The 23,053-nt window shown below is 40.8% G+C and carries 16 protein-coding genes; 9 read left to right on the top strand and 7 right to left on the bottom strand.

The window, feature by feature from the left end:
• Positions 1-10: 10 nt before the first annotated feature.
• Complete coding sequence (locus B9Y81_RS04185) at positions 11-679, bottom strand: peptidylprolyl isomerase (RefSeq protein ID WP_085535742.1); 669 nt, start codon at positions 677-679, stop codon at positions 11-13.
• 139 nt (positions 680-818) lie between these two features.
• Between B9Y81_RS04185 and B9Y81_RS04180 the strand changes: the two genes are divergently transcribed.
• The 3 genes from B9Y81_RS04180 to B9Y81_RS04170 are packed head-to-tail and all read left to right on the top strand — an operon-like array spanning position 819 to position 4,911.
• Positions 819-2,042: an anaerobic sulfatase-maturation protein gene (locus B9Y81_RS04180; RefSeq protein WP_085535741.1), complete on the top strand. Its 1,224-nt coding sequence runs from the start codon at positions 819-821 to the stop codon at positions 2,040-2,042.
• Between the two features lie 15 nt (positions 2,043-2,057).
• A complete protein-coding gene (locus B9Y81_RS04175; RefSeq protein ID WP_085535740.1) occupies positions 2,058-3,590 on the top strand; it encodes a TldD/PmbA family protein in 1,533 nt (510 codons plus the stop codon).
• A 1-nt stretch (position 3,591) separates the two neighbouring features.
• Positions 3,592-4,911: a TldD/PmbA family protein gene (locus tag B9Y81_RS04170; protein WP_085535739.1), complete on the top strand. Its 1,320-nt coding sequence runs from the start codon at positions 3,592-3,594 to the stop codon at positions 4,909-4,911.
• A 270-nt stretch (positions 4,912-5,181) separates the two neighbouring features.
• Here B9Y81_RS04170 and B9Y81_RS04165 read toward each other — a convergent pair whose 3' ends face one another.
• Positions 5,182-6,174, bottom strand: coding sequence for a Gfo/Idh/MocA family protein (locus B9Y81_RS04165; RefSeq protein ID WP_085535738.1), 993 nt, complete (start codon positions 6,172-6,174; stop codon positions 5,182-5,184).
• Positions 6,175-6,340: 166 nt separating this feature from the next.
• The gene (locus B9Y81_RS04160; RefSeq protein WP_085535737.1) at positions 6,341-6,994 is read right to left on the bottom strand and encodes a superoxide dismutase; all 654 of its coding nucleotides are present in this window, start codon (positions 6,992-6,994) and stop codon (positions 6,341-6,343) included.
• Between the two features lie 159 nt (positions 6,995-7,153).
• Between B9Y81_RS04160 and B9Y81_RS04155 the strand changes: the two genes are divergently transcribed.
• The 3 genes from B9Y81_RS04155 to B9Y81_RS04145 are packed head-to-tail and all read left to right on the top strand — an operon-like array spanning position 7,154 to position 11,500.
• Positions 7,154-8,596 carry an SGNH/GDSL hydrolase family protein gene (locus B9Y81_RS04155; RefSeq protein ID WP_085535736.1) on the top strand — a complete coding sequence of 481 codons (1,443 nt, stop codon included), beginning with the start codon at positions 7,154-7,156 and terminating at the stop codon, positions 8,594-8,596.
• On the top strand, positions 8,568-9,941 hold the full coding sequence (locus B9Y81_RS04150) for a GDSL-type esterase/lipase family protein (RefSeq protein ID WP_245832394.1): 1,374 nt from the start codon (positions 8,568-8,570) through the stop codon (positions 9,939-9,941). Before B9Y81_RS04155 ends, B9Y81_RS04150 begins: the two co-directional genes overlap by 29 nt.
• Positions 9,941-11,500, top strand: coding sequence for an MBOAT family O-acyltransferase (locus tag B9Y81_RS04145; protein ID WP_085535734.1), 1,560 nt, complete (start codon positions 9,941-9,943; stop codon positions 11,498-11,500). The genes B9Y81_RS04150 and B9Y81_RS04145 overlap by 1 nt, the downstream gene beginning before the upstream one ends.
• Here the strand turns inward: B9Y81_RS04145 and B9Y81_RS04140 are convergent.
• Complete coding sequence (locus B9Y81_RS04140; RefSeq protein WP_085535733.1) at positions 11,481-12,749, bottom strand: mechanosensitive ion channel family protein; 1,269 nt, start codon at positions 12,747-12,749, stop codon at positions 11,481-11,483. The two genes, B9Y81_RS04145 and B9Y81_RS04140, sit on opposite strands and share 20 nt — an antisense overlap.
• Before the next feature lie 114 nt (positions 12,750-12,863).
• On the opposite strand from B9Y81_RS04140, the gene B9Y81_RS04135 reads away from it, so the two are divergent.
• The 3 genes from B9Y81_RS04135 to B9Y81_RS04125 all read left to right on the top strand — a co-directional run bounded on the left by B9Y81_RS04135 (position 12,864) and on the right by B9Y81_RS04125 (position 18,956).
• On the top strand, positions 12,864-13,796 hold the full coding sequence (locus B9Y81_RS04135) for a DNA/RNA non-specific endonuclease (RefSeq protein ID WP_085535732.1): 933 nt from the start codon (positions 12,864-12,866) through the stop codon (positions 13,794-13,796).
• A 545-nt stretch (positions 13,797-14,341) separates the two neighbouring features.
• Positions 14,342-15,319, top strand: a complete 978-nt coding sequence (locus B9Y81_RS04130; RefSeq protein ID WP_085535731.1) for an outer membrane beta-barrel protein — start codon at positions 14,342-14,344, stop codon at positions 15,317-15,319.
• A gap of 16 nt (positions 15,320-15,335) precedes the next feature.
• Positions 15,336-18,956, top strand: a complete 3,621-nt coding sequence (locus tag B9Y81_RS04125; RefSeq protein ID WP_085535730.1) for an InlB B-repeat-containing protein — start codon at positions 15,336-15,338, stop codon at positions 18,954-18,956.
• Between the two features lie 29 nt (positions 18,957-18,985).
• Here the strand turns inward: B9Y81_RS04125 and B9Y81_RS04120 are convergent, their stop codons facing one another.
• The 3 genes from B9Y81_RS04120 to B9Y81_RS04110 form a co-directional block, all read right to left on the bottom strand.
• Positions 18,986-20,026 carry an endonuclease/exonuclease/phosphatase family protein gene (locus B9Y81_RS04120; RefSeq protein ID WP_085535729.1) on the bottom strand — a complete coding sequence of 347 codons (1,041 nt, stop codon included), beginning with the start codon at positions 20,024-20,026 and terminating at the stop codon, positions 18,986-18,988.
• A gap of 10 nt (positions 20,027-20,036) precedes the next feature.
• Positions 20,037-21,503, bottom strand: coding sequence for a hypothetical protein (locus B9Y81_RS04115; RefSeq protein WP_139822892.1), 1,467 nt, complete (start codon positions 21,501-21,503; stop codon positions 20,037-20,039).
• A gap of 77 nt (positions 21,504-21,580) precedes the next feature.
• Complete coding sequence (locus B9Y81_RS04110) at positions 21,581-23,038, bottom strand: aminoacyl-histidine dipeptidase (protein WP_085535727.1); 1,458 nt, start codon at positions 23,036-23,038, stop codon at positions 21,581-21,583.
• Positions 23,039-23,053 lie beyond the last annotated feature (15 nt).

The following is a 23,053-nucleotide window of genomic DNA, read 5'->3' as shown; positions in this document are numbered from 1 at the left end:
CGTTTTGTAACTATTTTTTAACAACTGTTACCGTCTTGATTTTAATGTTTTTCAGTGGACGGTCTTTTTCATTTGTTGGGACAAACTGAATCTTGTTGACCGTTTTCATTCCGCTGATTACTTCTCCAAAAACCGTATAGTTTCCATCTAAATGAGGCGCACCTCCCGAAAGCATGTAGGCTTCGCGCTGTTCAGGAGTTAACGTGAAATTCTTTTCCTTCTCCATTTTATTCAATTCCAATTCCGTGAAATAATTACCTGTTACGATATAGAATTGAGTAGGAGAGGAACTCTTTTCCGGATTATCTTCATCCTTTGTTCTTGCCGCGCATAAGGCTCCTGCTTTGTGGAAGTATTGCGGATAAACAAATTCTGCAGGCACGGTGTAGCTCAAATCTCCACTGCCAAGTTCCTTGTCGAGTGGAGCGTCTTTCGAGGTAACGTCTCCTGCTTGTATCATAAATTGTTTGATTACCCGGTGAAAAAGCAATCCGTCATAAGTTTTCTCATTGATGTGTTTAATGAAATTATCCCGGTGTTGCGGAGTTTCGTTATATAGTTTAACCTTGATTTTTCCCATGTCTGTGTCAATAAGTACTAAGGTTTCGGCCTCTTGTGCCTGAACACTGCACACAGTAGTTATAATGGCCGATAAAAGAAGGGATAGGAAAGGTTTCATACAGTAACTTTTTTTAATGTTGGACAAAAGTACAAAATAAATGAAACATTGTTTCCGCATCAAACTAAATAGTAATGTGCGTTTTCTTATAATAGGTCATATTTTTACTACATTTGTTTCCTACAAATAATGATTGTACATGAGCAGCACCTTTTTATCGCCATTCGCTAAACCAATTTATGTTATGTTGAAACCAATTGGTGCAGTGTGTAATTTGGCTTGCGAGTATTGTTACTACCTGGAAAAATCCCACTTCTATCCGGAGGTGAAAAATCATATATTGACCGATGAGTTGCTGGAGAAATTCATTAAAGAATACATCGAATGTCAAACAACCCCCGAAATACTTTTTACCTGGCATGGTGGTGAAACGCTGATGCGCCCTATCTCTTTTTACAAAAAAGCATTGGAGTTGCAACGCAAATACGGAAGAGGGCGACAGATCGATAACTGCATACAAACCAACGGCACATTGCTGACAGACGAGTGGTGTCTCTTCTTCAAGGAAAATAATTTCCTGGTTGGTGTTTCCATTGACGGGCCACAGGAGTTTCACGATGAGTATCGGCGCAATAAACAAGGTTTGCCGTCATTTTACAAAGTGATGAAAGGCATTGAGTTGTTGAAAAAACATCAGGTCGAGTATAACGCGATGGCTGTTGTGAATGATTACAATGTAGACTTTCCTTTGGAATTTTATAACTTTTTCAAAAGTATTGATTGTCATTATATTCAGTTTTCGCCTATTGTTGAACGGATGAAGCAGAATAAACTAAGCACCCCTGATGAAAAAGATCAGGAGGTAACGCTGGCTCCTTTTTCGGTAGACGCGATGAAATGGGGTGAGTTTCTTTGCGCTATCTTCGATGAATGGCTGAAAAGCGATGTAGGCACTTACTACATTCAACTGTTTGATTCCACACTTGCTAACTGGGTTGGTGAACAACCGGGTGTTTGTACGCTGGCTAAAACTTGCGGACATGCCGGTGTGATGGAATTCAACGGAGATATGTACGCTTGTGATCATTTTGTGTTTCCGGAATATAAACTCGGAAATATCCGGACTCGTTCTATTACAGAGATGATGTACAGTACTGAGCAGATTCGTTTCGGAAATGATAAACAAGACAAACTTCCTACGCAATGTAAAGCGTGTGAATTCCTGTTCGCTTGTAACGGAGAGTGTCCGAAAAATCGTTTCCTTTACACTGCAAATGGCGAATATGGGCTTAACTATCTTTGTGTGGGGTTCAAGAAATTTTTTAACCACGTGGCTCCTTATATGGATTTTATGAAGCAGGAATTACTGGCGAAACGGCCTCCGGCCAACGTGATGGAATGGGCAAAAGAAAAAAACAAATAAACTAAATAGCAGAATATGAAGTTTAACAGACGCGATTTTATTAAAACAGGAGGTATGGTTATGATTGGTTCATTAGCGGCCCCTTCCTTTTTAGGAGGTTGTACCGGTAGTGCAGCCGACAAAGCAGCCGGTATCTCGTTTGCTCAAAATCATTTTGGAGTGAGCGAGCAGGATTTGAAAAAAGTGTTGGCAGCAGCACTCGAAAAAGGAGGAGATTATGCCGATCTTTTCTTTGAACATACGTACAGAAACAATATTGGATTGCAGGACGGAGCCGTTAATCGTGCAGCGTCGAATATCGATTTTGGAATGGGAGTACGCGTTCTCTCCGGAGATCAAACGGGTTATGCCTATGTGGAAACCATTACGCTGGACGAAATGCTTAAGGCGGCACGTACAGCCGCGCGCATTGCTAACGCGGGTAAAACAACGGCGGCGGTCAACCTGACCGAGATTCCGGTAACGAACAATTATTACACCGTGCAAACAGCATGGGATGAAATTGCGGTAAAGGAAAAAATGCCTTATCTGCAAAAACTTAACGACAAAGTGTTTGCGCTCGACAAGCGGGTTAATAAGGTAAGTGCTTCTTTGGGAGATTCTACTTCTCATATTTTATTCTGTAATTCGGAAGGGCAGATGTATTACGACTATCGTCCGATGGTTACACTTAGTGCTGTTTGCATTATGGAAGAAAACGGGAAGATCGAAAATTCGTATGCCGCGCGTTCTTACCGTATGGGAGCTGAGTTTTTGACGGATGAGGTTATTGAAACCCTGGCCAAAGAAGCGATTGAAAAAACATCTATCCTGTTTCAGGCAATAAAGCCTAAGGGAGGTGAAATGCCTGTGGTTATGGGTGCCGGAGGATCGGGTATTTTATTGCACGAAGCAATCGGACATGCTTTTGAAGCAGACTTTAACCGCAAGAATACTTCTATTTTTGCCGATCAGCTGAACAAAAAAATATGTAATGAAAACATTACCGTAGTGGACGACGGAACGATCCCGTTCAATCGTGGTTCGGTGAATATTGACGACGAAGGCATAGAAGGACAAAAAACGTATATTGTAAAAGACGGCGTTCTTACCAGCTATTTGCACGATCGCTTGAGTGCGAAGCATTACGGCATTCCATCCACAGGAAACGGGCGTCGGGAGTCTTTCCGTATGATGCCTATACCGCGTATGCGTGCTACTTATATGGAGGCAGGCAATGTAACGGAAGAAGAGATGATCTCTACCGTAAAGAAAGGGATCTATGCTTCAAACTTTACGAATGGACAGGTGCAAATCGGTGCCGGCGACTTTACTTTCTTCGTGAAAGACGGCTACCTGATTGAAAACGGCAAACTGACTCAGCCTATCAAAGACATTAACATTATCGGCAATGGTCCGAAGGCTTTGGCCGATATTACCATGGTAGGCAACAATTACAAAATGGACAACGGCACTTGGACTTGCGGTAAAGACGGACAATCTTGTCCTGTTACCTGCGGTATGCCCTCTGCCTTAGTTAGCAAACTTACAGTAGGAGGAGAAAGCTGATATGATAACGAACGAAAATAAGAAATTGGCCCAATGGGCTATGGATTTTGCCCTGAAAAACGGATGTCAGGATGCAAGAGTAAGTCTGTATAGCGGCTCAAACAGCTCGCTGGAAGTGCGCAATATGAAAATTGACCGCCTGCAACAGGCTACGGAGTGCAGCTTAGTAATACAATTATATGTAGACGGACGCTTCGGCTCCTTCTCTACTAATCGCATAGATCGCAAAGAACTGGAAAGTTTTATTAAGAACGGTGTGGATTCTACCCGCTACCTTGCGGAAGATACCGCGCGTACGCTACCGGATGCTTCTTTATATTATAAAGGTGGGCAACCTGACCTGGAACTTTACGATCCTAAAGCGGAAAATGTAAATCCGGACGACAAAGTTTCTCTCGCTATGGGTACTTGCGAAGAAATAATGGGCAAGGATGAGCGCATTATCTCCGCGGAGGCTTCATACAGCGATGATACGGAGTTTAAATATATGATAACCAGCAATGGCTTTGAAGGCGAAAGCTCAGCTTCTTCTTTTTCACTGGTGTCAAGTGTCAGCATTAAGGGAGATGGCGAAGCTCGCCCGTCTTCTTACTGGTACGACTCCGCCTTATTCTACGATACGCTAATTAAAAAAGGATTAGGCACTAAGGCGCTCGAACGTGTGATTCGCAAGTTAGGACAAAAGAAGGTGGCTTCCGGCAAGTACACCATGATTGTAGACAATATGAACTCGGCTCGTTTGCTTTCACCCATTATGGGTGCGCTTTATGGATCGGCTATTCAGCAGAAAAATTCTTTCCTGATTGATAAACTGGACCAGAAAATTGTGAGCGACAAATTGTTTATTACTGACACGCCGCATATCAAACGTGCTTCCGGAGCGCGTTACTTTGATGGAGAAGGTGTGGCTACGAAGCAAATGCCTGTGATTGAAGGTGGTGTGTTGAAAACTTATTTCATCGACACGTACAGCGCGAACAAGATGGCTACGCCGCAAACCATCAGCGGACCGTCTATCATCAATCTTCAAATGGGAGATAAAGATACCGACGGATTAATAGCTGCTACCAAAAAAGGAATCCTTATCACCGGATTTAACGGTGGTAATAGCAACAGCACAACAGGCGACTTCTCTTATGGTGTAGAGGGCTTCCTGATCGAGAATGGTAAGCTTACACAGCCAATCTCGGAAATGAACATCACGGGAAATATGCTGACGTTATGGAGCAACCTGCTCGAAATCGGCAACGATCCGCGTCCTTCGTCAAGCTGGAAGGTGCCATCGCTGGCTTTTGAAAGCGTTGACTTTAGCGGTTTATAATTAAAACCTCATTACATACAAAAGGGACAAGGCGATGATCTGCTTTGTCCCTTTTTTTGGCTTTATACAAGTTTTTTTTCTTTATAACCTTTTCTTTTTCCTTAAAGTCCTTTATTTTCCTTTTTCTATATCTGTGGTAAAGTTTTTCTATAACTGTAGTAAAGTTTTTCTATATATATGGAAAAAGCAAAATAAAGGATATAAATATTGAAATATAGTATTGCCTGTCAAAATGAATGTATGTCGATTTATTAAAATAACTATCGTTCATTAAATAGAACCTGCATTGCCTGAAAAAATCAGATCGATAACCCGGTTAGTTAAGGCTCCCGATTCGCCGGAAGAAGGGCATTTTCCTTTGCCGGAAAGTTCATCAACAATGCTTTGTATCATAAATTGCTGGATATGTTCCGGTTTAGGGAAGCCGAACTTCTCTGTTCCGGCGTGTGTGATGTATTCTATATCGGAAAAATCGAATGTCGAAAAGCGGATAATGCCTTTATCTCCGGTTATTTCAATCAGGTCTTTCGTTTGTACGTCTGATGAAACGTAGCACCAAAGGCCGGATCCCACCACGCCGGATTCAAAAAGCAACGACGCGCTGACGGTGTCTTCGGCAGCATATAATCCTCCAACATGTCCAACAATTCCACTCGCCGTTTTAATCTGTCCCAATAAAAAGAGTAACATGTCAATCGTATGAGATGCCATATCATAGAAATATCCGCCTCCGGCAATTTTTTTATCGACACGCCAGGTATGCGCTGCTTTTTCTATATCTGATAAAAGAGGAGGACGGAAGAATTCAACTTTTACCGTCTGCACTTTTCCGATGGCTTGTTGTTCCAATAGCTCCTTTACTTTCAGGAAATAAGGCAACGAACGCCGGTAATAAGCCACCCATAGTTGCTGTCCGCTTGTTTTTGCCGCTTCTACCATCCGTAGGCATTCGGCGTAATTGCATCCCATTGGTTTTTCCACATAAACCGGTTTTCCAGCCTGCAGGGCTTTGATGGTCAGCTCGGCATGGCTGCCCGGCGGTGTGGCAACGTAAACCACATCCACTTCCGGATCGTTAATCAAATCATCCGCGTTGGCGTAAAAACGTGGCACATTGTGGCGTAGGGCAAAATCTGCTGCTTTCCGGGCATCTCTTCGCATAACTGCCAGTAAGGCAGAGTTTTCGCATTTGTAAAAAGCCGGACCGCTTTTTACTTCACAAACATCTCCGCATCCCAGTATGCCCCATTTTATTGTTTTCATGATATTATAGTATAAATGAATCTCTTTTGTATCTCAAAAATAACACTTTTCCTGTTTGGTAGGACTGTTGTTCGTTTGCATTTTGAATAACTGCAGTGAACAAACAAAAAAAAGAGACATCCTACTAAGAAGATGTCTCTTTCTAAATTACTAAATAAAATATCGATTAGTATCTTTTACCTACCGCTTCCCAGTCGATGATCTGCCACAAAGCTTTGAGGTGATCTGCACGACGGTTTTGATAGTCAAGATAGTATGAGTGTTCCCAAACATCAAAGCCAAGGATTGGAGTCAAACCGTTCTTAACAGGGTTGCTACCGTTTGCTTCTTTGGTGATTACTAATTTGCCTTCTTTATCTTTGGCAAGCCATGCCCAACCTGATCCGAAAAGAGAAACACCCGCAGCCTCGAATTCAGCTTTGAAACTTTCAAAAGATCCCCAGGTATTTTTAATTGCTTCAGCCAATTTACCTGTAGGCTCGCCTCCACCTTTTGGTGAAAACTGAGTAAAATACAAATCGTGATTTAATATTTGTCCTGCGTTATTAAAAATAGCGCCGTCTGATTCACGAATGATCGTTTCAATGTCTGCATTCTCGAACTTAGTTCCTGGGATAAGATTGTTTAAATTAGTTACATAGGCTTGCAGGTGTTTGCCGTGATGTAATTCAATTGTTTGTTTACTGATTACTGGTGCCAGCGCATCGGTTTCATAAGGTAATTTTACTAATTCAAATTTCATACTATTATTCTCCTTTTTATTAATTATTTCATTATTTGTTGATATAAATATAAACAAACTCAAAAAAAGTGTCATCATACCAGTTTTGTATTATTGATTTCTATATATCTAACAAACCCTTTTTCTGTTTTGTTTTGTAAAAGTAAGGAAAGTTCGGGTATAAAACTATAGAAAATATTTATCTGCGGTAAAGCAAAATTTATATTCTGTATATTTGCGCCCTATTAAGTAACTGAAATGAACAAAGAGAATAGCTTTGTAAGATTATTTATTGTACTCTTTATTGCATTTGCAGGAAGCATAGTTCTCTATTGGCTTCCTGATTCAATTGGTGGATATAAACTGAAGAAAGTGGATTTACTGGCAGATGTTCGTGTAAAACCCGTCGCTATATCTTTAGATTCGTTGATGAGGCAGCTGGAAGAGACAGATACAATTCCCGAGCATGAACTGATTCAGGATTCGCTTGTTGTTGACAAAACGCTTGATTCTACTAAGTTGGCGTTAAGAGATTCATTATATTATACGACATACGCCGTGGCTGGTGCGGATTCAGCGGGTATGCATATTGAAGATTATTCCACAGGACATGTGGGGCTGTCGCGTTTCTTTTCCGCGCTAAAGTCAAGGGAAACACTTAACAGACCGGTCAGAATCGCTTTTCTTGGCGACTCATTTATTGAAGGCGATATTATTGTGTCGGATATAAGAACCGCGTTGCAAAAGCAATTCGGTGGCAACGGTGTGGGTTTTGTTCCTGTCTTTTCGATTACAGACCAATACCGCCCTACAATTAATCAAAAAGCAGAAGGCTGGAAAGCACATTCGATACTGAAGGATACTACGCATTCGTATATGTTTTCCGGAACGTTGTTTGAACCGGAGGGAAAGGCTTCGTTGCGTATCAAATCGGCAGATTTACATCCGAAACTGGCCGACGTTTCATCGTTTAAGTTCTATTATATGGGAGATTCTCCCGGTACAATCGCTTATGTTACGGATGCGCTTCCGGATACGGTTGTAAAGAGATTGCCTCCTAAAAATGAGTTTGGTTTCTTTGAAATAAACAAACCTTTTAAAGAAGCTTCATTTCAGTTTTCCGGTGGTGAAGAGATGCTGGCTTTCGGTACTGCAATGGAAGACAATGACGGTATAGTGGTTGATAATTTTTCTCTTCGTGGAAATTCGGGTTTAATTCTTGATCGCCTCAATATAGAGCTTTGTCAGGATTTTGCAGAAGTTCGCCCGTATGATCTTATTGTGCTTCAGTACGGTTTAAATGTAGTGAGCGAAGAGATATTGAATTATGGATGGTACAGAGCCCGCATGATAGGAGTGGTAAGACATATACAGCAGTGTTTCCCGAATGCGGATATCTTGTTGATGGGCGTATCCGACCGGGCTTATCAGTCTGAGGATTCGTTCGAAACAATGCCGGCTGTTCTCGCGTTGTTGCATGCTCAGCGGCAAATCGCTAAAAGCACCGGAATTACGTTTTGGAATACGTTTGGAGCCATGGGAGGTGTAAACAGTATGACCCGTTTTGTGGAAAATAATTGGGCAAGTAAAGATTATACGCACTTGAGTTTTCGAGGCGGACGAGAAATCGCTAAGGTTTTTTATGATGCGTTAATGTTGGAAAAAGAATTTTATGATGAGGCAGCAAAAACGATACATTAACCCATTCCTGCTATTTTGGTTTTTGGGGAGCTTATTATTATCTGCAACTAATTACGCGCAAGCGCAAACCGTGTCGGCGTTGCCCTTTTTGCCCGAACATGACTCAATAATTAAACCTGCGGATACATTAAAAGCCGATTTGTCTTTTGCCGTAGCATCTCAATTAATCATAAAAGATGAAACGAATCATCTGGAACCTGTTTTTAATATTTTGCGTGCGTTGGAATCCGGAAAGGATACTACCCTGACTATCGTTCATCTCGGAGATTCGCATGTGCAGGCCGGACATTTATCGGGGCGCATAATGCGTTTGTTGCATCAGCAATTCGGCAATGCGGGCAGGGGATGGGTTGCTCCTTTTAAACTTTCCCGAACAAACGAACCGGACGATTATTTCCTGCGATCGGCTGCTAAAGACTGGGTTGCCGGAAGAATTATACAAAAGCAGAAGAAAACACCGATAGGCCCCGGAGGTATAGGACTCAAAACGCTATCCGGTTCGGTAAATTTAGATGTTGTTATTGCACCGAATAATGGTGCAGGCTATGAATTTAATCAGGCTGTACTTTATCGCGGAGATAAAGCTACACCGATGTTGCCGGCCGGTCCGTTGAAAGATTCGGTGAGTACCTCCAGAAACGAGCAAAGTCTGGCTCCCCGTTTATTAATGGACACCTTTAGGATAACAAAATCTACCGACATACTGCAACTTCATAGCACCCGTCGTAAACCGGATACGGATGTTCTTTTGCCGGCATCTGATTTTTCGAATATTTATTATGGTCTGAATCTGACAAATGGTAATCCGGGTGTTTTGTATCATTCCGTCGGAGTGAACGGTGCCATGTTTGTAAATTATACCGATCCGGATTATTTACCTCGATTGGCATTACTTAAGCCGGATCTATTGATCATATCTTTAGGTACGAATGAGTCTTTTGGCGTTCGTTTTGATGAAAATGAGTTCCGTGGTCAGATTCATGATTTTTTATTGATGGTAAAAAAATATATGCCTCATACCGCATTGTTGCTGACTACTCCCGCTGAATGCTACAAGCGGAAAAGAGTTAATAAGCAAAGAGTATATGTTCGAAACGATAATACATCAAAAGTTGCTTCTGCCTTAATAAAACAAGCCAACCAGGAAGGTATAGCCTGTTGGGACCTTTTTGTAGCGACAGGAGGAAAAGATTCATCTCAAAAGTGGTACAAAGGCGGTTATCTCGGTAGAGACCGGGTGCACTTCACAAAAGAAGGATACCGGGCTCATGCTGATTTATTCTTTTTATCCTGGATGAATAGCTATAAAAACAACACACACGAAGTAGCAATTAAAGACGAATAATGGAAACTCTGTTAGATTCAATACGTATTTATTTCTCTCAATTGTCGATTGATAAAGCACTCGATCTGCTTACTTATCAACCGAATTCCCCTATGCTTTTTAGTAGTGGATTGTTTTTTATTCTGTTTATTGGGTTTTTTATGATCTACATGTCACTTCGGAAAAATACGTTGGCGCGTATTATTTATGTGACATTGTTTTCCCTGTATTTCTACTATAAAAGTAGTGGCTTGTGGTTTGGACTGCTGATCTTTACGGCTACTTCCGATTATCTGATCGGGCGTGTGCTGGAAATAACTGCAACACAATGGAAAAAGAAGTTACTGGTAACGCTTAGCCTTTGTGTAAATCTGGGCATGTTGGCTTATTTCAAATATTTCAACTTCTTGTATGAGCTAATTGTAAGAGCCGGTAATGAAATTGGCTATCTTTTAGGAGATGCCACTTTGCAGCGGATGAGCTTTGAGAAGATGGATATTTTTCTACCGGTAGGTCTTTCTTTCTTCACGTTTCAGTCGATCAGTTACATCATAGATATTTACAGAGGGAAAACTGTGGTATTGCATAGGTGGATAGATTATTTGTTTTATGTTTCTTTCTTCCCCATGCTTGTGGCAGGACCGATTGTTCGTGCGCGCGAATTTATCCCCCAGATGTATAAGGCTCCGACATTAAGTCGCTTGCAATTCGGCGAAGGGTTGTATCTTGTGCTTTGTGGGCTGATCAAGAAAACAGTTATATCCGATTATATTAGTTTCAATTTTGTAGACCGTGTGTTTGATTCGCCCTTGCTTTATACCGGAGTGGAGAATTTGCTGGGCGTTTATGGTTATGCCCTACAGATTTACTGTGATTTTTCGGGCTATTCGGATATGGCAATCGGTATCGCGTTGCTGCTTGGTTTTCGTTTTAATGTCAACTTTGATTCTCCCTACCAGTCTGCTACAATTACGGAATTTTGGCGTAGATGGCATATCTCCTTGTCTTCCTGGCTGAAAGATTATCTTTATATATCGTTAGGAGGAAACCGGAAGGGAAAGATACGAACCTATGTGAATTTGTTTATTACCATGCTGCTGGGAGGTTTGTGGCACGGTGCTTCAATACGTTTTATCCTTTGGGGTGCTTTGCACGGTATAGCTTTGGCTATCCACAAATTTATTATGGGGCGTTTTAAAAGTTTCAAACAGACGGGAGAGGAGATGGGCATTGTGCGCCGGTTTACAGGTACGATATTTACCTTTCATGTTGTTTGCTTTGGCTGGATATTTTTCAGGGCAGATTCGATACAAACAGTAAAAGAAATATTGACCCAGATATTCACGAATTTCCATCCTGAAATTTTCATTCAGTTTATTAGCGGTTATTCCGTGGTATCGGCCCTTATGGTGTTGGGATACATCTTTCACTTTATGCCGAAAAAAGCGGACGCGTATGTACAGGGAATTGTTACCCGTTCGCCTTTACTGGTGCAGGCGTTGATGTTGATTATTACTATATTTATAGTTGTTCAGTTCAAAAATGCCGGTGTACAGCCGTTTATTTACTTTCAGTTTTAAGTTGATGCAGATCATTTCCCGATATATCCTGAAATACACGAAGATCGAATTCGGGAATAACGGCAAGCACATGGTCGAATATATCAGCTTGAAGCGATTCATAAACCACCCAAGTTCTGTCTGCCGAGAAGAAATACAATTCAATTGGAATACCCTTATCTGTAGGTTGTAGATGACGAACCATGCACATAAGATCGTGATTGATGCCCGGATAACTTTTCAGATAGCGCAGCAGATAATTACGGAATACACCTAAGTTTGTTTGTCGCCTACCATTTACCAAAATAGACGAATCGATATTATGTAACTCGTTGAACGTACTTAATTCTTCTTCTTTCCCATCGATATAATCAGTGATCAAAGATATTTTACGAAATTTCTCAAGCATTTCAGGAGTACAAAAACGAACACTGTTTATATCAATATTGATAGATCGTTTGGTGCGGCGACCACCGGATTCGAACATGTTTCTCCAGTTCTGGAACGAGTCACTGATTAACGCGTACGGCGGAACGGTCGTTACCGTATTGTCCCAATTTCTTACTTTAACAGCATAAAGAGTCATTTCAATAACCACCCCGTCAGCCTTGTATTTATCCATTGTGATCCAGTCGCCGGGTCTCAGCATATCGTTAGCCGATAATTGTATTCCGGCAACAAAACCAAGTATAGTATCCTTAAAAACCAATGTTAAAATAGCAGCAGAGGCACCAAGTCCGGTAAGCAATCCTTTTATAGGCTGGTTTATTAATATGCCGACAATCGCTATTATTCCGATAACAATAACTGTTATCTGCATTATCTGGATAAAACCTTTCAATGGTTTATTTCTCAAAGCCTCCTTTTGACTATAAACCTCGTGTACCAATCCTAAAGAAGCGTAAACAAAACGTAAAGAGATGGCAATGATGTAAACTTCGCAAAGACGCTTCAGCAAATCGAGCAGTTCACTTTGATTTTGCTCCGGAAAAGCGTAGGCAAGCATCATGTAGATGAAAATTGACGGAACAATATTAATCATTTTATGAATAAGCTTTCGCTCGATGATCAGATCATCCCAGATCGTCTTTGTTTTATTCGCGATTTTAGTGAAGATTTTTAAAATAATATTACGGCAAACGAAGTCAATTACATAAGCAACTATTAAGATCAAGAACAAAACAAGAAGATTGTCAAAACGATCAGCAGTTTCGGATGATAGCCCTATAAGTTGTAAAAGATTATTTGCCCATTCTCTCAAATTATCCATAAATATTTCCTTTATTTACCGCAAAAGTAAGTATAATATAATTATTAGTACTTATGATGAGGCGCGCACTTCTGTGTAAAACTCCTATCTTTGCCATAGAAACAGATTGAGGAAATGGCAAAAAGAAAAGTAAGGAAAAAGAAAAACACGCAGCGTGGGAAATCATTTTGGGTAGAGATCAAGCGTTTTATCGCCATTGTATGTGTGCTGATCGTTGCTATTATCGGGCTGTCGTTCCTGTATCTTCATTATGTTCCGGAAGAAAAAGCGCAAAAAGTAGTTGATGGTATTGTACAAAAAGTGCCCGAGATTATCGAATCTAAAGCACCGAATAAACTAAAAACGGAAAATCTGCCCACAGGAGCCGAAATTCCGGTCCTAAAAAACGGGGCGAAACAACAAATCATTAAACACGAAGGCTATACCGTTTCCTATAATTCCGATTTTAAAATCCCGAACTGGGTGGCCTATGAACTTACCCGAGAGAAAGTAAGTAACAATAAAGTAAAAAGACACAACAAATTTATTCCCGATCCGGAAGTAAAAGGAGCCACTGCGCTCAACGAAGATTACACACGTACAGGTTACGATCGTGGGCACATGGTACCAGCCGGCGACATGAAATGGTCGGAGAAAGTAATGCGAGAAACATTTTACTTTAGTAATATTTGTCCACAAGACAGAGGCCTTAACAGTGGTGTATGGAATGATCTGGAAATGACCATTCGTGTATGGGCAAAAGAACACAAACGAATCTACATTGCCTGTGGTCCCGTAATTGAAAAGGACCTGAAGCGTTTAGGCAAAAACAGAGTAGGCATACCACGTATGTTCTATAAAGTTGTTTGCGACCCCGAGAAAGCACAAAGCATTGGTTTTCTGTTCGAAAATCGTGATTATAAACAAACATCCCCACGAGATCTTGCCGTAACCGTAGACCGAGTCGAAGAAGTAACCGGCATAGACTTCTTCTCACAATTCCCAAACGAGATTGAAAAAGAAATGGAAGCAAAGGTAGATTTAAAGTTTTGGTCGTTTTTTAGATAAAAGCAGGACTCTCTCCCCCCCCCCAAAAAAAAAATTAAAACATAACGCATTCAGATGTATGGTTTGTATTTCTCTCAATATTCCTATCTTTTTTCTTTAATAACCTTTATTTCTCTTTTTCTATATATATAGAAAAACTTTTCCACAACTGTAGTAAAGTTTTACCACAGTTGTGGAAAAAGAGAAATAAAGGATATAAATGAAATTGTATTCTATTTGTCGGAGTTTTTGTTCTATTGTTCGTTTTTTTTAATGGGTAATACTAATTAACGTTGGGTATAAAATATGCATATTTCATAAAATGTGTTACAATGTGGATTATTACATGTATATTCGCACGTTTTTTATTGTATTGATTAACTGATTGAGTTGTGTTTTTAAGTTTTTAAAATGAATAGTATCCTCTATTTTTCAATGAAATAAGCAAAGTTTAATGCTTTTGATTTCCCGATTATTTTAGTGGGGTGGTATTGTCATTTAAAAGAATTTGAGAATTTATATATAGATAGAGACTATTATTATTTTGTCACATAGTTAAGAAAGGTATGAGAAAAATTAAACTATTTTGTTCTCTGATTTTTATGGGCGCATTTTTTACTTTTGCCCAAAACAACCACTACAAAGGGACTGATTACGGGAAAGGATCTTATGTTTCTGTTTCTCTGAAGGCCGCTGGTGGCGGATTAGACTATAAGTTGTATAGTTCGGAGTTGAAAGAAAAAGGTAGCCAATCTACTGATTTAGGCTATGGTCTGGATTTATCTTACAGTTATTTTTTTGATAAGCATTGGGGGATATCCTCCGGCTTGGGAATTTCCCGTTACGCATCTGTTGGAAAATTGAAAGGAGGCATTACGGACGACAAGTTTTTTGCGTTGGGAACATTGATTGATGATGATTATGAGGGGCGTCCCAAAGAATTTGAACTTCGCACGCGTATCAGTAATCTGGAAGAGAAGCAGACGGTTTTCTTTTTCGAAATCCCGGTGATGGCAACTTATCAAACTCGTTTTGGCGACGCCGAAAAGTGGGGTTTGTATGGCGGACTGGGTGTTAAACTGCTTTTGCCCGTCAACGCAAAGTTCAAGATCAAAAACGGGCATGAAAGTCAATTAAATGTATCCGGAAAATACGATGGTGTCCCTACAGATATGGGTTCTCCCTCCAATCCGGCTGTGTCAAAACATGGTTATGGAACTATTACCGACCCCAATTCAACGCTCAATTGGAACGACAAGGCAAAGTTGAAAATGGGTATCGCCGGAACTGCCGATGTTGGTTTTCTTGTAATGCTTGATGAAAGCACCGATTTGACCATTGGAGGTTATCTTGATTATGGGTTCAGCAATTTGAAAAAGAACGGTGATGAAAACCTCTTCACCGCACCCACCGTATACCATTCCGGATCCGGCACGAAAATAGGGCAAGACATTCATTATAATGGTATGCTCAATTCCTATTTGACGGGCAAAATCAAGCCCATAGCTTTCGGTGTTAAAATCGGAGTCCGTTTTAAACTATAATTAAAGAATAAGTAGGATGAATAAGTTTTTACGATCAATTTATTTAGGATTAATGCTGCTTATTGCGGCATCGGTTAAGCCGTCGGCACAGACTGTTAATAATGTTGCGGAATTGACGGCTGCTGTTTCTGCTGCTTCGGGTGGGGAGATATTTGTTTTGGATGCCGGTTTTACTTCGGGAGTGATGACTTTATCTCAACCCAATGTAGATGTTACGATAGATTGCAGTGCTGTTGTCTGGAACACGGGAGCTATAAAGATTAATGGTAATGGAACAGGGGGTCTTACATTCAAAGAACTTAAAATGGATGGAACAAGTATTACCGGAAGATTATTCGATAATAGAGCATCTGCAGGAACAGTTCTCTTAGACAAATGTGAGTTTTATAATGCGCCAGGTGGAGCTATAAATATATCTACATCAGGTAGTGCTTCTACTGAAATAGAAAATACGAAGATTTATAATAATCACGCCGGTGCCGGCCCGGCTATTTGGTTAGGAAATGCAAAACTAACCATAAATAACTCGACAATAGAAGGAAATTCGGGCTCATCGGGGGGGTATGAATGTGGTGCTATTGCTTCTAAGGGCTTTTCCGGCACGCTTACTCTTAATAATACAATCTTTAGGAATAATATAAATAAAGCAGCTAATACCGGCGTTTTAGGTGGCGGTGGTGGTGCGATGTCCATGCATTACTTTAGTGGTAAGCTCATAATTAATGAATGTCTTTTCGAAGGAAATCAAACAAATGGAGAAAATGGCTCCAAAGCCAGCACGTATGATGGTGGAGCAATTTATATATTAAATATGCGTAAAGAAGCTTCTTTGGATATTAAGAATTCTTCTTTTATTGAGAATATTGCATATGATGATGGTGGTGCTATTTTAATTCAAACGGAAGGTTCCGGTAATGGGGATGTTGTCGATAAAATCTTTTTCGAAAATAATACTTTTTATGGTAATAAAGCATACGGAATAGATAATGCTCAATACTCAGGTGGAGCTATACAAATATTTCAAAATGTTGGTTTCACTGGTGTGTTGCATGCAGAAGTTTTATTGAAAGGTAATACTTTTGCTTTTAATACTGTTGGTGGAATAACAACAAGTGCTAGTATGCCGGGTGGAGGCTCAATAGGATGCAGCTCTGGAAATTCGTTTAGGTCTACTGTAAAGCTTACGCTTGACAATAATTTATTTGTAGGTAATGCAATTCTTGATAAAAACGGAAGTATAATAGATGCAACATCTGCTAAGAGTAATATAGCTGGGACTTATAATATTGTTAATACTAATGCAGATAATATTAATGTAGGAATAAAACCCTATGCAAATCTTATTGAAGATGCTTTAGGTCTATACGAAGTGAAACCTGTAACAAATTATTCAACTACTTCAGCGGGAGTAGATGCTGAAATAATTCCAACCATCCCAATAAAACCGGAGGGTATTGCGGAAAATACTCAAGGGGTTATACAAACAGGTAAAGACCAAAGATCGTTTAACCGATTTAAGGATCATGGTGCTGTCGAAATATCCTGGGTAAAATACCATTCAACCAGTGGCAAATTTGGTATGGCTGCATTAACGGCTTATGATGGTACTGAATATTATTTGCCGGACACGGTTTATTATTCCGTAAATGCTATTGACGAAGAAGGCCTGGTTGTAGATGGTGGAGCCGGCAAGCTGAAAGGAACGCATCCGGAAGGTAAAGCGTTTAAGGGTTGGGCTACTGATTCAACTGCCACAGATCCGGACCCGGCCTACGCTGTAGGTTCACCTATTACTTTTACTTCGGGCAATCTTACGCTTTATGCGATTTGGGGAGAAGATACACCCCCGATTACAGTAACGTATGATCCGAATGGTGGAGGAGGCACTGCGAACACGGTTAATACAGAATCGGATGGAAGTCATGCTGTGTTAAACTATACAGATGCTTTACTCAATTTTACTGCTCCGACAACGAATCATCAGTTTAAAGGTTGGAATACAAAATCCGATGGTACAGGTACAGCGCATGCCGTTGGAGCTACTATTTCGCCTACCGAAAATCTTACGCTTTATGCGATTTGGGAAGAAGTTACTTCTTCCGTTTTTGCCATTATTTATGATTCTGGTATTGGGGTAGGTGATCCAAAGACTTTTAATACGGCAAAGAACGGGTCGCATGTGATTTTTGATTATACGAATCCTCAAATTGACTTTGCTCCATTAAATCCTAACCATGTTTTTATTTGCTGGAAAGACAGCTTAGGTAATACTTATACAATAAGTGAATCCTATGTGTTTACATGCCCAACCAGATTAGTTGCACAATGGGACGAACCGCTTCCGGGCACCACTTGTGGGATTACTTATCATCCGAATGGTGGAGGCGGTAGTGAACATACAATCAGCAATGCTCCGGATTGTTTGTATACGATATTAAATTACACCGATGCACCGTTGTACTATACGGCACCGAATGACAATTATCTTTTCGTAAACTGGAATACGAAACCCGATGGTTCGGGCACTGCCTATGAAGTAGGAGCTAACGTTACACTGTCTGATCATATCGATTTATATGCTCAATGGAAAACAAGTTCAACTCCTGATCCCGAACCCGGTATAACCGTTAAACCAACGGTTCCTTTCTGTCCGACGGATGCTTTCATACATATACCTTACGATGTGTTGTATACCTCACATCCGCTGGAATACACGGTTCTATTCTCAGACGAAGCCAAGAACGCGGGATTTAAGGATGTGGAGGTTTATGAGAAATTACCGGAAAATTATATTGCCATAGCTATGCCTGCAGGAGTATCGAAAGGCAGATACGTTGGCAAGATCGTTTTGCGCAGTTCGGGAAATGCGAATATCATTACCGAATATCCTTTCGAATTTGATGTGTTAAGCGGCGTTGTTATTGCCGGACAACCAGTGTCTGTAAGTGGTTGCCAGGGAGATGCTTTCGTGTTTTCTGTGGAGGCAAGTGGCGATGGGTTGACTTACCAATGGTATTTTAAAGGTGAAGAGGTGGTCGGTGCTACGTCTGATGAATACAGTAGCCAACTATCTGCTGAAACGACAGGACTGTATTATGTGGTTGTTTCGAACGCTTGCGGCTCATTGAAAAGTGATTCTGTTTACGCGACAATGAATACGCTCTCGATACTAATGAAATGGGATGATGTATTGTACGTGGATAATACAACAAAGGGTTATGTGAAATTCCAGTGGTATAAGGACGGTCAGGCTATTTCAGAGAATGGTACCTCCGTATACTATACGGATGAAAAAGGCTTGAATGGCAGCTATACTGTTCGTGCTTATTATGCCGACGACACGTATGACGAAAGTTGCGCGTTAGCTTTTACCGGCGATGCTCCTCGTGCCTCGCTTAGGGTTTATCCCAATCCGGTTTCAGCGAATAGTTATTTAACGATAGAGGGGCACACTCCTTCGACTGATAGTATTCTCTATTTGATAGAACTGTTCGACTTATCCGGTCGGAAGCTATATCTTCATTATTCGAATAGTGAGATTACCAATATCCCTGTAAATGCTGCTTCCGGAGTTTACTTGCTTCATGTAACAGCACCTAATGGAAAGAAAACGATAACCAAGGTGATGGTAAAATAGTATTTGTAAAAGGAATGTTTTTAAAAGAGTTACGGGCTTGTGTCTGTAACTCTTTTTTTATCCGGAGAATTCGAGCTTTGCAGATTAAAGTCTGCTATTACCGGCAGATGATCGCTAAAACCTCTTTCGTACTTGTAACCGTGATAAGTTCTTAAAGGACGCTTTCCACGCCAAACCTTGTCTTCTGTTAGCAGAAAAGGAGGGGAGAAAACACGAACGCTCGACGGATCTAAGTAGGAAAGAAGAGACGAATTGACGATTATATGATCTAACTGGCTCCATGAGTCCCGGTATTTGTGACTTCCTTTTTCGTTATATACCAAATTATACAAGGTGAGGTCCGGATCTTGTTCTTTTTTTCTTTGCGGAGGAAGTGCCCTGAGTTGTTGACTCAGGCTTTTGTCTTGCGGAATATCATTAAAATCGCCCATGATAAGAAGAAGACAATTTTCTCTTATCTTATAAAGCGAGTCGCAGAGACTACGAAGATACAGAGCGGCATCTGTTCGTGCCTGTTCGGATTCTTTTTCACCGCCATAGCGCGAAGGGAAGTGACAGGCAAAGATATCGAGCGTGTCTCGAGTACTAATTTGTCCGGTTACATGCAGGATATTACGTGATCTTTTTTGAGTGTCTGTGAAAGGAATAACATGTTCCGCATGCGAAAGGTATTTGAATTTATCCCGCTGATAAAGCAACGCGGTGTTGATTCCTCTATCGTCTCTTCCGGTAGTCATCCGGTAATGATAATCCTGTTTTCGCAGTGGCGTCCGTCCGAGTAAATGATGAATAACCGTGTCATTTTCCACTTCGCAAAGCGCTACTAAAGCAGGCGTATCCCATTCTCCGGCGGCCGAAATAACCTTGGCTATTTGTTGTAGTTTGTGATAATAACGGCTTTTCGTCCAGTTTCGTTTGCCATCCGGTTGAAATTCGCCATCGTTTTTATCGGGTGATTTTGTTACATCGAATAAGTTTTCCGCATTATAACTCATTACCCTAAAATTGGTTTGGGCAATGCAGGAAAAAAAAGGATATAGGAGAAAAAGGATGGTTAAGGTTTTGATCATGTAGCGACTGTTACTTTTTATCCTCAGGCTCAGGAACATATTGGTAGGCTCCTATGTCCGGAAGAATACTGTCCGAAATGCGCGTTACTCCATATCTGTCTTGTGGGTAAAGACGTGCTATTTCAATATCGGCTTTTCCAATCGCTTTCGAATTGCCGTCTTTATCGGTTTTTAGGCGGTAGTCAAAGATGTAATTTTCCTCTTTGTTACCGTTCAGTTTGTAACTGTTTGCATTAATTCCTTCATTGAAAACACAATTTGTGGTTTGAGCAAAGTCGTTTTTTTGTCTTAAAAGGCAATTGGTAAAATGATAGCTGAAATCGCCGGACGACTCTATTTTTATTTCACCTGTTTCTTGACTTTTGCTGCCGTCGATGATGCAATTTTCAAAATAAGCCTGCTCAATCGGAAAGGATTGTTTACCTGTAATGCCTTTGTTGTTTTGCAGTATTACAGACTGAGCTTCTGTTCTGCTTTTGATCTTTATGAAATTCGCGATCGTGCAATGTGTAAAACGGTATTTACCTCCCGACAAAGCCAGCAGACTGTCTTCCGCATTACTGAATTCTGTGTTATAAGCCTCTATATGACAGTTTTCGGAATAAAGAAGATTGCCGGACATATTTTTAACCTGTGATGAGGTAAACGTAATTTTGGGTTGTTCCGTTGTAGACGGCAAACAAATTATTCCGTTCTTGCCGTTACGAATACTGGTATGCCGGAATACATTATTGTAGCTCTCAGGAAAAAAGGTAAGACCACCCCATTGTCCGGGAACGTGATCGAATGAAAGCTCTCCCGCAATCAGATCATCCAATCTATCGCCTCTGAATACAACCGGACTGTTTAGTGTGCCTAAAGCTTTTATTGTGCCGAATACGTTGATCTTTGCATTGTTTCGTAGATAGAAACCTGTTCCGGCTTCAATCGTTAAGGTTGCGTTGGGAGATACCACCAGGCTGTCATAGATCAGATAAGGGCGATCACTTGTAATGGTGGTGTCGTTATTGATAAACAAACCTTCTTTTATTATAATCGCATCTTGCCCGTAAGCCTGTAGCAAAACCGACTGTTTGCCGCCATTTAACATAAACTGAAGTGAATCTTTAAGCTCAAAAGGATTGTTTCTGTCTTGCGGATCGACAGTTACCTCTACGAAAACATACATGCTGTCTTTACTCAGGATTCCGATGTCGTTGAATTCCGTTCCTTTTCTTCCATCCACATTGATGCGGAATCCGGAATTTCCCTGACTTGCCAATGAAATCGATTGTATGTTTAGTGCTTCCTTGTTTCTATTGTAAACCATCAGCTTTTTAGTGGCCGAGCTGACCGTTGTAAATACGGTGTCAAAGGCTATTGTATCGGTAGAGAACGCAAGCGTATGATTCGGATTTGTCGAATAGTTATCTTCCAGATCACTACAACCGTAGATCAGGAAAAGCAGAAAGAAAGGCAGTAAATATATTTTTTTCATATACGAATGCAAAATAATTAAAACGTAGAGACGCACAACCATGCGTCTCTACTATCAATAACGTATATGAGTTCCTTTTATTTTGCAGGAATACTTTTTAATACATCCAGCAAATGCTTCCACCACAGATCAACGGTGCTGATCTGGATTCGTTCGTTTGGCGAGTGAACGTCACGCAAGGTAGGACCGAATGAAATCATATCCAGATAAGGATACTTTTCAAGGAAAAGTCCGCATTCCAAACCTGCGTGGATCGCTTTGATCGCTGCTTCTTTTCCGAATAAACGCTTATATGAATCTTGTGCCACTTGCATAATTAAAGACTCTGCATTCGGAGCCCATCCCGGATATCCGTCACCATGGGTTACTTTTGCTCCGGCCAATAGGAAAGTAGCAGCAACCTGATTAGCAACGGCTAATTTGTTTGATTCGATAGAACTGCGCTGACTGGTTCCTACTAAGACGGTGTTGTCTGCCAATGTTTTGACAGAAGCCAGGTTTGTCGAAGTTTCCACCAAGCCTTCAATTTCGTGGCTCATACCGATAACACCATGCGGAGCAGCTTGTAGAGAAAAGATTATCTTTCCTGCTGTTTCTTTATCGATAGCCGTTTCCGGACGAGTGGCAGATTCCAATAATAATTTCACGTTTTTATCTACGTGTTTTAACTCGTTTTCTACATCAGCCGCAAAATTATTCAGCATTACACGTACATCTTCTTTAGCACTTGCCGGAATTCCTATCACAGCGTATGCCTCACGAGCAATGGCATTGCGAAGGTTACCTCCGTTGATTTCGCATAGTGTGATGTCATATTTTTGTTGCAGCAGATAAAGGAAGCGAACCAAAATCTTATTTGCATTACCCAATCCTTTATGTATTTCGCCTCCGGAGTGCCCACCGTTAAGACCTTTAACATCAACTCGGAGATAGTGTAAAGCAGGATCGGTGGCAGTCGGTTTGAACGTAAACAACGCTTGTGTATCCTTTCCACCGGCACATCCGATAAAAATTTCACCTTCGTCTTCACTGTCTAAGTTCAGCAATATTTCGCCTGTCATAAAGCCGGCTTTCAGTTCTTTTGCTCCGGTAAGTCCTGTTTCTTCATCAATGGTGAATAAACATTCGATAGGTCCGTGCTCAATATCATCAGAAGCCAGAATCGCTAATTCAGCGGCAACACCTACGCCATTGTCTGCACCTAATGTGGTGTCATTAGCACGTAGCCAATCACCGTCAACAATTGTTTCAATCGGGTCGTTATCAAAGTCGTGCGTTGTTCCGCTATTCTTTTCGCAAACCATATCTACGTGCGATTGAAGAATAACAGTAGGCAGGTTTTCGTAGCCGGGAGTTGCCGGTTTCGACATTAGTATATTGCCGGCTTCGTCTTTCTTGATGGCGATATTGTACTCTTTTGCGAAATTTTCAAGATACTGAATTATTTTTCCTTCTTTTTTTGACGGGCGGGGAACTTGTGTGATTTCATGGAAGAACTTCCATACGATTTTCGGGTTTAGATCCGTAATTTTCATATCATTATAATGTTT

Origin of the sequence: Massilibacteroides vaginae, from assembly GCF_900178525.1 — a bacterium.
GTDB lineage: Bacteria > Bacteroidota > Bacteroidia > Bacteroidales > Tannerellaceae > Massilibacteroides > Massilibacteroides vaginae.
Note: the sequence above shows the minus strand (reverse complement) of the source record. Positions and strands in the feature narration are given on the sequence as shown.